The following is a 10,693-nucleotide window of genomic DNA, read 5'->3' as shown; positions in this document are numbered from 1 at the left end:
GCCCGGTCACATTCCGAACCCGGAAGCTAAGACTCTCAGCGCCGATGGTACTGCGGGGGAGACCCCGTGGGAGAGTAGGACACCGCCGGACTCCCTTTGCAGACGAGGCCATCTTCACCCGAAGATGGCCTCGTCTCATTTTCCGGACCCAGAGGAAGGATCGGGCGTGGCCGACGACGACGACCGCACGCCGGATCGACCCCGAGGGGACCAGCCGGATCGTCCGCGCCGTGAGCAGCGCGACGGCCGGCCCCGGGACGCCGCACGCGGGGACCGCCCGAACCGTGCGCCGCGCTCCGATCAGCCGGGCCGCTCCGACGGTCCGCGCCGCTCGGATCGTTCGCCCCAGGGCGGCACTGAGCGTCCTCGACGGTCGGACCAGGCCGGTCGCTCCGACCGGCCGTACCGCCCAGGCCAGCAGGGCGGGACCGATCGTCCGCGCCGCGCCGACCGCTCGGACCGGCCGCTGCGCCCCGAGCGCGGCGACCGCACCGGTGAACGCCCGCGCCGCGACAGCACCAGGGACGCGGGCCGGCCCGTCGTGCGCGCGCCCGGCGACCGCAGCCGTCACGCCGCCGGCCCGCGCGACGCCCGTCGCACGGAGCGTCCGCCCGCCCACCGTGACGACGCCCGGCCCCGCCGCGACGATCCGCCGGTCCCCGAGGACGTGCGCCCCGGCGACCTCGATCGCGCGGCGCGCATCGAGCTGAAGACGCTCACCAAGGAGAACGCGGACGAGGTGGCGCGGCACCTGGTGATGGCGGCCCGGCTCATCGACGACGACCCGCAGCTCGCCCACAAGCACGCGCTCGCGGCTGCCGGCCGTGCCGGACGCATCGCGATCGTCCGCGAGAGCCTGGCGATCACCGCCTATGCGATCGGCGACTTCGCGCTCGCGCTCCGGGAGCTGCGCACCTTCCGCCGGATCTCCGGATCCGACGACCAGATCGCCCTGATGGTCGACAGCGAGCGCGGCATCGGCCGTCCCGACCGCGCCCTCGAGCTCGGCCGATCGGTGGACCGCGAGAACCTCCCGCTCGAGGCGAAGGTCGGCCTCGCGATCGCGATGTCCGGTGCCCGGCTCGACCAGGGGGACCCGCGCGGCGCCCTCGACGAGCTCGAGCGCGCGCCGGTGGACCTCACCCACGTGCACCCCTGGTCGCCCGAGCTGTTCCTCGCCTTCGCCGCCGTGCACGAGGACCTCGGCGAGGCGGAGGAGGCCGAGCGCTGGAACCGTCGCGCCGCCCGAGCCGCCACGCTGCTCGACGAGGTGGACGAGGAGTCCACCTCGGTCGAGGTCGTCGACGAGGTGCTCGAGGCACCGGAGTCGGCGCCGGCCGAGGATGCGGCTCCGGCCGACGAGCCCACGCCGGGCGAGCCCGCCGCCGACGCCGAGCCGGGCGAGCAGGACCGGTGAGGCTGGGCCGCCGCCCGGGACGCGTACCGATCGAGGGCGCCGACGTCCTGCTGCTCGACCTCGACGGCGTCGTCTACCGGGGCAAGGCCGCGATCCCGAACGCCGTGGAGACGCTGCAGCGGCTCCGGGGCGACGGGCTGCGGATCGGGTACATCACGAACAACGCCTCACGCCGCCCCGACACCGTCGCCGACCAGCTGCGCGGCTTCGGCCTCGATGTCGAGACGGACCAGGTCGTCACCTCGCCGCAGGCCGCCGTGCGGCTGCTCGCCGACCGCCTCCCTGCGCACGCCCGCGTGCTCGTGATCGGCGGCGACGGCCTCGTCGCCGTCGTTCAGGAAGCCGGCTTCGAGGTCGTCCGCTCCGCCGACGACGCCCCGGACGCGGTCGTGCAGGGCTTCGCGCCCGAGCTCGGCTGGTCGGATCTCGCCGAGGCGTCCTTCGCCCTCGCGGACCCAGACCGGCTCTGGGTCGCCACGAACACCGACTGGACCATCCCGGTGGAACGCGGCATCGCGCCCGGCAACGGCACCCTCGTCTCCGCCGTGCACGCCGCCGTCGGGCGGCTGCCCCTCGTCGCCGGGAAGCCCGAGACGCCCCTGTTCGAGACCGCGGTCGAGCGCTTCTGTGCCGAGCGCCCGTTCTTCGTGGGCGACCGGCTCGACACCGACATCGCGGGCGCGAACGCCGCCGGCATGCCCTCGGCCCTCGTGCTGACCGGCATCGACGGTCCGCGTGAGGTGCTCGCCGCGCCCGAGCGGGCGCGTCCCCCGTTCCTGCTCGCCGACCTCACCGGCCTGAGCGAGCCGTACCCCGAGGTGCGCTCGGCATCCGGCGGCTTCCGCTCCGGCGACGCGGTCGTCCGGATCGACGGCCGCCGGATCGAGGTCGTCCGCGGCGGCGAGGGGATCGACGTGCTCCGCGCCGCGGCCGCCGCCGTGTGGGGCGCAGACGCCTCCGCCTACGCACTCGACGTGCCGGACGCCGTCCTGGCCGCTCGCTAGTCTCGCTGCCGTGGATGACGACACCGCTCCCGCGCTCCCGCTGGCCGCCATCGAGGCGCTGCCGGCGGCCGATCGCGCCGGCGCCTACCTCGAGGTCCACGCCGAGCTGCTCGCGCGGCTCGAGGCGGTCCCCGGGCGTCCGTGAGCGACACCCGGCTCGACATCGCCCTGGTGGAGCGGGGCCTCGCGCGCTCCCGCACGGCCGCGTCCCGGGCGATCGCGGCCGGCGACGTGCGCGTCGACGGCGCCGTCGTCACCCGGGCATCGGTCAAGGTCGCGGACGACGCGATGCTCGAGATCGCCGGCGCCCAGCCCGTCAGCCGAGCCGCGTTCAAGCTCGAGGCCGCGCTCGACGCCTTCGCCATCGATCCCACCGGCCGGCTCGCCCTCGACCTCGGCGCCTCCACCGGCGGCTTCACCGGGGTGCTGCTCGAGCGCGGCGCGGGCCCGGTGATCGCGCTCGACGTGGGCCACGACCAGCTCGCCCCCGAGCTGCGCGAGGACCCGCGCGTGGTGGTCGTGGAGGGGGAGAACGCCCGCGACCTCACCCCCGGTCGGCTGGCCGAGCTCGCGGGCACGACAGAGCGGCCGTCGCTGGTCGTCGCCGACCTGTCCTTCATCTCCCTCGTCCACGTGCTGCCGCCGATCGCGGCCGTGCTCGAGCCGGGCGGCGACGCGATCTGCCTGGTCAAGCCGCAGTTCGAGGTCGGGCGGCTCCGCGTGCGCGCCGGCCTCGTGCCGGACCCGGCCGACCGCGTCGACGGCATCCGGACCGTACTCGAGGCGGCTGCGCGAGCCGGCCTCGGCACCGTCGGGCTCATCCCCTCCCCGATCTCCGGCACCCACGGCAACCGCGAGGCGCTCGTGCACCTGCGGCACGCGCTCGGGTCCGATCCAGGAGGATGGGAGGACCGGATCCGCATCGCGGCCGGTGCCGTCGAAGGGGGAGACCATGGGCGATGAGCGTCGGTACGTCCTGGTGATCGCCCATACCGGTCGGCAGGAGACGCTCGAGGCCGCCCGCACGGTGCTGCGCCTGCTGCAGGACGGCGGCGTGACGCCCGTCGCCATGGAGCGCGAGCGGCACGACCTGGCCGCCGTCAGCGACGACGCCCGCGACGTGGCCCTGCTCGGCACGGACGTCGAGGTCGAGGAGCTCGAGCTCGTCGTGGTCCTCGGCGGCGACGGCACGATCCTCCGCGGCGCCGAGATCGTCCGTGGCACCACCGTGCCGCTGCTCGGGGTGAACCTCGGTCACGTCGGCTTCCTCGCGGAGGCCGAGCGCGAGGACCTGAGCGACACCATCCGCCGCGTCGTCGACCGCGCCTGGGACGTCGAGGAGCGCCTCACCATCGAGGTTCGCGTCCTTCAGGACTCCACCGTCGTGCACACCGACTGGGCGCTGAACGAGGTGACGGTCGAGAAGGCCGCGCGTGAGCGGATGCTCGAGGTCGTCATCGAGGTCGACGGCCGCCCGCTGTCGACCTTCGGCTGCGACGGCGTCGTCATGTCCACGCCGACGGGATCGACCGCCTACTCGTTCTCCGCGGGCGGCCCGGTGGTGTGGCCGACCCTCGACGCGATCCTGATGGTGCCCCTCTCCGCCCACGCGCTCTTCGCCCGCCCGCTCGTCGTGCCGCCGACCTCCGTGCTGGCGGTCGAGGTGCTCCACCGCACCAACGGCACGGGCGTGCTCTGGTGCGACGGCCGCCGCACCTTCGACCTCGCCGTCGGCGCCCGGGTCGAGGTGGGCGCCTCCCCGACGCCGGTCCGGCTCGCGCGGCTGCACCGGTCGGAGGACCGGTTCACCGACCGGCTCGTGCGGAAGTTCGACCTCCCGGTCGCGGGATGGCGCGGCCCGGCCTCGTGAGGGCCGCAGCATGATCGAGGAGATCACGATCCGGGGGATCGGCGTGATCGAGCAGGCGACGCTGCCGCTCGGCCCCGGGTTCACGGCGCTCACCGGCGAGACCGGCGCGGGCAAGACGATGGTGATCACCGCCCTCGGGCTGCTGCTCGGCGGCCGGGCGGACTCCGGGATGCTGCGACGCGGTGCCGGCAACGCCGTCGCGGAGGCGCGCTGGCTCGTGGACGAGACCGGGCCCGTCGCCGATCGCGTCACCGAGGCGGGCGGCGAGCTCGAGCCGATCGGCGACGGGCGGGCCGAGCTGCTCGTCAGCCGCACCGTGACGGCGGAGGGCCGCAGCCGCGTCGCCGTCGCGGGCCGTTCCGTGCCCGTGGGCGTGCTGCAGGACCTCGGCAGCGAGCTGGTCGCCGTGCACGGCCAGTCCGAGCAGCTGCGGTTGAAGTCGCCCGCCGCGCAGCGCGAGATGCTCGACCGGTTCGCCGGCGAGGCGGTGACCAACCTGCTCGCCGACTACGGGCAGGTGTGGCGGCGCTGGCAGGCGGACCGTGCCGAGCTCGAGCACCTCACCGGCGACCGCGACGCCCGCGCCGCGGAGGCCGGGGACCTCCGGGCGGCCCTCGCCGAGATCGAGGGCGTCGCGCCGCAGCCCGGCGAGGACGCCGAGCTCGCCGCCCTCGCCGAGCGGCTCGGCGCGCAGGACGAGCTGCGGGTCGCCGCGGCGACCGCCCACGAGGCCCTGTCCGCCGAGGACATCGGCGCGCTCGACGCGCTCTCCCTGCTCGTCGAGGCGCGCCGGGCGCTCGAGCGCAGCGCGCCCCTCGACCCCGCGCTCGCGACGATCGCCGAGAGCGTCGCGACGGTCGCGTCGCTCGCCGCCGACGCATCCGCCGAGCTCGCCTCGTACCTCGCCGCGCTCGATCCCGACGCGCCCGGACGGCTCGAGGTCGTGCAGCAGCGGATCAACGAGCTCGCGGTGCTGCAGCGCCGGTACGGGCCCGACCTCGACGCGGTGCTCGCCTACGCCGACTCGGGGAGCCGCCGCCTGCTCGAGCTCGACGGCGACACGGACCGCATCGACGAGCTCGAGGCGCAGGTCGCCGAGGACGAGCGGCTCGCCGAGGAGCTCGCGAGCCGGCTCTCCGCCGCCCGTCGCGAGGCCGCCGAGCGGCTGGGTGCCGCGGTCACGGCCGAGCTCGGCGACCTCGCCATGGGCAGCTCGGCGGTCCTCGTCGACGTCGGCAGCCGCGACGACCTCACCTCCACCGGCCGCGACGCCGTGCAGCTGCTGCTCTCCGCCTACCCAGGGGCCGAGCCCCGCCCGATCGGCCGCGGCGCCTCCGGCGGCGAGCTGTCGCGGGTGATGCTCGCCCTCGAGGTCGTGCTCGCCGGATCCGACCCCGTGCCCACATTCGTCTTCGACGAGGTGGATGCGGGTATCGGCGGTGCGGCCGCGATCGAGGTCGGGCGGCGGCTCGCCCGGCTCGCGAAGTCGTCGCAGGTCATCGCCGTCACGCACCTCGCCCAGGTCGCCGCGTTCGCCACCAACCACCTCCGCGTGCTGAAGGACGCCGACGGCGAGGTCACCGTGTCGACCGTCGAGCAGCTCGTCGGCGACGCGCGCGTGGCCGAGATGGCGCGCCTGCTGTCCGGGCTCACGACGAGCGACTCCGCCCTCGCGCACGCCCAGGAGCTGCTGGACCTCGCCGACGACGTCTGAGGGCCACGTATGATCGAAGCCCGTGGTGGATGGGCAGAGCGGATCTGACAGGACGACGAAGCACATCTTCGTCACGGGGGGCGTCGTCTCCTCGCTCGGCAAGGGCCTCACGGCCGCGAGCCTCGGCAACCTGCTGACCTCCCGCGGGCTGCGGGTCGTCATGCAGAAGCTGGACCCGTACCTGAACGTGGATCCGGGCACGATGAACCCGTTCCAGCACGGCGAGGTGTTCGTCACCGACGACGGCGCGGAGACCGACCTCGACATCGGGCACTACGAGCGGTTCCTCGACATCAACCTCAGCCAGTCGGCGAACGTCACGACCGGGCAGATCTACTCGCAGGTGATCGCGAGGGAGCGGCGCGGGGAGTACCTCGGCGACACGGTGCAGGTCATCCCGCACATCACCGACGAGATCAAGCGGCGGATGCGGCTGCAGGCGTCCGACGACCCGCAGCCCGACGTGATCATCACCGAGATCGGCGGCACGGTCGGCGACATCGAGAGCCAGCCGTTCCTCGAGGCGGCGCGGCAGGTGCGCCACGAGCTCGGCCGGCGCAACGTCTTCTTCGTGCACGTGTCCCTCGTGCCCTACCTGAACACGTCGGGGGAGCAGAAGTCGAAGCCGACGCAGCACTCGGTCGCGGCGCTGCGCTCCATCGGCATCCAGCCCGACGCGCTCGTGCTCCGCTCCGACCGCCCGGTGTCCGAGGCGAACAAGCGGAAGATCGCGCTCATGTGCGACGTCGACGAGAACGCCGTCGTCAACGCGACCGACGCGCCCTCGATCTACGACATCCCCGAGATGCTGCACGACCAGGGCCTCGACGACACCATCGTGGAGGCGCTCGGCCTCGAAGCCGGCGACGTCGACTGGTCCCGCTGGAGCACCGTGCTGAAGGCCGTGCACGAGCCGCGGCACGAGGTCGTCATCGGGCTCGTCGGCAAGTACATCGACCTGCCCGACGCGTACCTGTCGGTGACCGAGGCCCTGCGCGCAGGGGGCTTCGCCCACGAGACCTCGGTGCACCTGCGCTGGGTCCCGAGTGACGAGTGCGAGACGCCCGAGGGCGCCTCCCGCCACCTCGCCGACGTCGACGGCATCTGCATCCCCGGCGGCTTCGGCGTGCGGGGCATCGAGGGCAAGGTCGGCGCGCTGCGGTTCGCCCGCGAGAACGGCATCCCCGCGCTCGGGCTGTGCCTCGGCCTGCAGTGCATGGTCATCGAGTACGCGCGCAACGAGGCCGGGCTGCCCGGCGCCTCGTCCACCGAGTTCGATCCCGACACGCCCTTCCCCGTGATCGCCACGATGGCGGAGCAGGTCGCGATCCTCTCCGGCGGCGACCTCGGCGGCACCATGCGCCTCGGCCTCTACCGGGCCGACCTGGACGAGGGCTCCCTCGCCCGCGACCTGTACGGGCGCGCCGAGGTCAGCGAGCGGCACCGCCACCGCTACGAGGTGAACAACCACTACCGGGAGCGCCTCTCGGGCGCCGGCCTCGCCTTCTCCGGCACGTCGCCGGACCACCGCCTGGTCGAGTTCGTCGAGCTGCCCCGCGACGTGCACCCGTACTACATCGGCACGCAGGCGCACCCCGAGCTGCGCAGCCGGCCGACGAAGGCGCATCCGCTCTTCCGCGGCCTCATCGGCGCCGCCCTCGACCGGCAGCGCGCCAGCCGCCTCTTCGACGACGAGGCCGCGGCCGGTGTCGAGGAGACCGCCGACGACGTGCTGGACCCGATCGATGCGTGAGCCGGCCGGGGAGGGGCGGATCGAGGACGTCCCCGAGCACCGGCCCGTGATCGAGCGGCGGATGATCCACGAAGGCCGCGTGTGGAACGTCGCGTGGGAGCGGTTCGACTACGACGGCACGCCGATCGTCCGAGAGCTCGTCGACCACCCCGGCGCTGTCGCGGTGCTCGCGCTCGACGACGAGGAGCGCGCGCTGCTCATCCGGCAGTACCGGCACCCGATCCACGCGCGCGTCTGGGAGATCCCAGCCGGGCTGCTCGACGGGCCCGGCGAGTCGGCACTCACCGCGGCGCAGCGCGAGCTCGGCGAGGAGGCGGACCTCGCGGCCGAGCGCTGGAACGTGCTCGCCGACTTCCAGAACTCGCCCGGCGGCAGCGACGAGACCATCCGGGTGTACCTCGCCCGCGGGATCTCGACCCTGCCGGCGTTCGCCCGCCACGACGAGGAGGCGGACATCGAGACGCGCTGGGTGCCCCTCGACGACGTCGTCGACGCGATCCTGCACCGCCGGGTGCAGAGCCCGTCGCTCGCGGTCGGGGCGCTCGCCGCCGTGGCCGCCCGGTCGCGCGGCTGGGACACGCTCGCGCCCGGCGACGAGCCGTGGCTCCGCCACCCGCGCCTCGGCGGCGCACCGTGGGTGCTGCCCGGCGACCGCCCGGAGACGACCCCCTGACGCCCGAGACCGCGATCGGCCGGTTCCTCCGGCACGTCGCGGTCGAGCGCGGCCTCGCCGACAACACGCTGGCCGCCTACCGCCGCGACCTCGCCCGCTACGCCGAGCACCTCGCCGCGGCCGGGCGCGCCGACATGGCCGAGGTGACCGAGGCGGACGTCGCGGCGTTCCTCGCCGCCATGCGGCGCGACGCCGGGGCCGCGGCCTCGAGCGCGGCGCGGATGCTGTCGACCGTCCGGGGCCTGCACCGGTTCCTCGTCGAGGACGGGATCGTGGCCGACGACGTCGCGCACGCGACCGCGCCGCCGAAGCTGCCGATGCGGCTGCCGAAGGCCATCACCGTCGACGAGATGAGCCGGCTGCTCGCCGCCACCGACGGCGACGATCCGGTGCGCATCCGCGACAAGGCGCTGCTCGAGCTGCTCTACGCCACCGGCACCCGGGTCAGCGAGGCGGTCGGCCTCGACGTCGACGACCTCGCGACCGGCGAGTTCGTGCGGGTGCTCGGCAAGGGCGGCAAGCAGCGGCTCGTCCCCGTCGGCGGGTACGCCAGGAACGCGGTCGGCGCCTACCTGACCCGGGTGCGGCCGGAGTTCGCCGCCCGCGGCACGGCCACCCCGGCGCTGTTCCTCGGGCCGCGCGGCAGCCGGATGTCGCGGCAGAGCGCGTGGCTCACCATCCAGGCGGCCGCCGAGCGCGCGGACCTCGCGGCGCACGTCTCGCCGCACACCTTCCGGCACAGCTTCGCCACCCATCTGCTGCAGGGCGGGGCGGACGTCCGCGTCGTCCAGGAGCTGCTGGGCCACGCCTCCGTGGCGACGACGCAGCTCTACACGCTGGTGACGATCGACGGCCTCCGCGACGTCTACACGACGTCCCACCCCCGCGCCCGCTGAGCCGACCTCCGATCGTCCGGAGGCGCCTCGTCGGCCGGGAAGGCGCCGGGAGATCGCCCGGTGCGGCGTGTCGCTCGGGGGAGCGCGCGGCGCGCGGCGTGCCTCCCCCGATCGGGGGGCACCGTCGGTACCGTCGGGACGAGCCACCACCCACTCGCGCCATCAGCTTGAGCAAGGACGTCGGGATGACGAACACCAGCACACTCGAAGACACCCTGATCACGACCGAGGTCGACCTTCCCCTCGGCCCGACGGGTCGCCCGCGCCGCGAGTTCCCGGTCCCGCCGGAGCTGCGCGGCCACGGACCGGCCAGGGTCATCGCCCTCTGCAACCAGAAGGGCGGCGTCGGCAAGACCACGACGACCGTGAACCTCGGTGCGGCGCTCGCCACCTACGGCCGCCGGGTGCTGCTCATCGACTTCGACCCGCAGGGCGCCCTGTCCGCGAACCTCAAGGTCGAGACCGACGACGTCTCGACGATCTACGAGCTCCTGCTCGGCTCCGAGCGGGACCCGCAGGTCGCGATCCAGCAGACCCAGATCCCGGGCCTCGACATCATCCCCGCGAACATCGACCTGTCGGCCGCGGAGGTGCACCTCGTCAACGAGGTCGCCCGCGAGCACACCCTCGCGCGGGTGCTGCGTCGCGTCTCCGACCGCTACGACGTCATCCTCATCGACTGCCAGCCCTCCCTCGGCCTGCTGACCGTGAACGCGCTGTCCGCGGCTGATGGGGTGCTCGTGCCGCTGGAGTGCGAGTACTTCGCGCTACGCGGCGTCGCGTTGCTGCTGCAGACCATCGAAAAAGTGCATGACAGGCTCAACGACAAGCTTGAACTCGCCGGCATCCTCGCGACCATGCACGACGGCCGGACGCTGCACGGCCGTCAGGTTCTCGAGCGCGTGGTCGAGGCGTTTCCCGAGCAGGTCTTCCACACGGTGATCTCGCGCACCGTGCGATTCCCGGAGACGACGGCCGCCGGCGAGCCGATCACGTCGTACGCGAGCAGCTCCGTCGGCGCCGGCGCCTACCGTGCGCTCGCTCGGGAACTGCTGGCCCGCTGGCCGGCGCGTTAGCCGTGCTCTTCGTACTTAACAAGCCGGCGTTGCTGCTCGGCATCATCGCCGCGTTGTATCTCGGGGTCGTCATCGGCAGCGGGGCCACGGTGCTGACGGCGAAGGCGCTCGGCGACCCGATGGGCCAGCGCGAGGGCCGGCTGTCCGTGAACCCGGTGCGCAACATCGGGCCCGACGGCGGCGTGATGATGGTGCTCGCCGGCTACGGCTGGGCCGAGCAGGTGCCGCTCAACGACCGGTGGCGAGCGCGCCGATTTCACGTGACCGCTGCCGTGCTGGTCCGGCCTCTG

General features: G+C 74.1%; 11 protein-coding genes and 1 rRNA gene. All 12 read left to right on the top strand.

What is annotated here, in order from left to right; genetic code table 11:
- Positions 1-91, top strand: a 5S ribosomal RNA gene (gene rrf, locus VIG76_RS05560); the annotation flags it as partial.
- A gap of 450 nt (positions 92-541) precedes the next feature.
- Positions 542-1,417 carry a tetratricopeptide repeat protein gene (locus VIG76_RS05555; RefSeq protein WP_331951920.1) on the top strand — a complete coding sequence of 292 codons (876 nt, stop codon included), beginning with the start codon at positions 542-544 and terminating at the stop codon, positions 1,415-1,417.
- Positions 1,414-2,421 carry an HAD-IIA family hydrolase gene (locus tag VIG76_RS05550; RefSeq protein WP_331951918.1) on the top strand — a complete coding sequence of 336 codons (1,008 nt, stop codon included), beginning with the start codon at positions 1,414-1,416 and terminating at the stop codon, positions 2,419-2,421. The genes VIG76_RS05555 and VIG76_RS05550 overlap by 4 nt, the downstream gene beginning before the upstream one ends.
- A 10-nt stretch (positions 2,422-2,431) precedes the next feature.
- Positions 2,432-2,566 carry a hypothetical protein gene (locus tag VIG76_RS05545; RefSeq protein ID WP_331951916.1) on the top strand — a complete coding sequence of 45 codons (135 nt, stop codon included), beginning with the start codon at positions 2,432-2,434 and terminating at the stop codon, positions 2,564-2,566.
- Positions 2,563-3,384 carry a TlyA family RNA methyltransferase gene (locus VIG76_RS05540; RefSeq protein WP_331951914.1) on the top strand — a complete coding sequence of 274 codons (822 nt, stop codon included), beginning with the start codon at positions 2,563-2,565 and terminating at the stop codon, positions 3,382-3,384. Before VIG76_RS05545 ends, VIG76_RS05540 begins: the two co-directional genes overlap by 4 nt.
- Positions 3,374-4,291 carry an NAD kinase gene (locus VIG76_RS05535; protein ID WP_331951912.1) on the top strand — a complete coding sequence of 306 codons (918 nt, stop codon included), beginning with the start codon at positions 3,374-3,376 and terminating at the stop codon, positions 4,289-4,291. Before VIG76_RS05540 ends, VIG76_RS05535 begins: the two co-directional genes overlap by 11 nt.
- A 10-nt stretch (positions 4,292-4,301) precedes the next feature.
- The gene (gene recN / locus VIG76_RS05530; RefSeq protein WP_331951910.1) at positions 4,302-6,005 is read left to right on the top strand and encodes a DNA repair protein RecN; all 1,704 of its coding nucleotides are present in this window, start codon (positions 4,302-4,304) and stop codon (positions 6,003-6,005) included.
- 22 nt (positions 6,006-6,027) lie between these two features.
- Positions 6,028-7,758: a CTP synthase gene (locus VIG76_RS05525; protein ID WP_331951909.1), complete on the top strand. Its 1,731-nt coding sequence runs from the start codon at positions 6,028-6,030 to the stop codon at positions 7,756-7,758.
- The gene (locus VIG76_RS05520; RefSeq protein WP_414640608.1) at positions 7,751-8,431 is read left to right on the top strand and encodes an NUDIX domain-containing protein; all 681 of its coding nucleotides are present in this window, start codon (positions 7,751-7,753) and stop codon (positions 8,429-8,431) included. Before VIG76_RS05525 ends, VIG76_RS05520 begins: the two co-directional genes overlap by 8 nt.
- Positions 8,392-9,327 (top strand): site-specific tyrosine recombinase XerD, encoded by a 936-nt coding sequence (gene xerD, locus VIG76_RS05515; RefSeq protein ID WP_414640607.1) that lies wholly within the window; start codon positions 8,392-8,394, stop codon positions 9,325-9,327. The genes VIG76_RS05520 and xerD overlap by 40 nt, the downstream gene beginning before the upstream one ends.
- 185 nt (positions 9,328-9,512) lie before the next feature.
- Positions 9,513-10,403: a ParA family protein gene (locus tag VIG76_RS05510; RefSeq protein ID WP_331951908.1), complete on the top strand. Its 891-nt coding sequence runs from the start codon at positions 9,513-9,515 to the stop codon at positions 10,401-10,403.
- A gap of 2 nt (positions 10,404-10,405) precedes the next feature.
- Positions 10,406-10,693: zinc metalloprotease (locus VIG76_RS05505; protein WP_331951906.1), on the top strand; the 288-nt coding region annotated here is incomplete at its 3' end.

It is taken from the genome of Amnibacterium sp. (assembly GCF_036559085.1).
GTDB lineage: Bacteria > Actinomycetota > Actinomycetes > Actinomycetales > Microbacteriaceae > Amnibacterium.
This window is presented reverse-complemented; position numbering and strand designations above follow the sequence as displayed.

What these genes read in the sequence shown, in the direction of transcription:
- VIG76_RS05520 (WP_414640608.1), top strand. Translation starts at nt 7,751, where the DNA reads ATGCGTGAGCCGGCCGGGGAGGGGCGGATCGAGGACGTCCCCGAGCAC.
- VIG76_RS05535 (WP_331951912.1), top strand. Translation starts at nt 3,374, where the DNA reads ATGGGCGATGAGCGTCGGTACGTCCTGGTGATCGCCCATACCGGTCGG.
- VIG76_RS05510 (WP_331951908.1), top strand. Translation starts at nt 9,513, where the DNA reads ATGACGAACACCAGCACACTCGAAGACACCCTGATCACGACCGAGGTC.
- recN (WP_331951910.1), top strand. Translation starts at nt 4,302, where the DNA reads ATGATCGAGGAGATCACGATCCGGGGGATCGGCGTGATCGAGCAGGCG.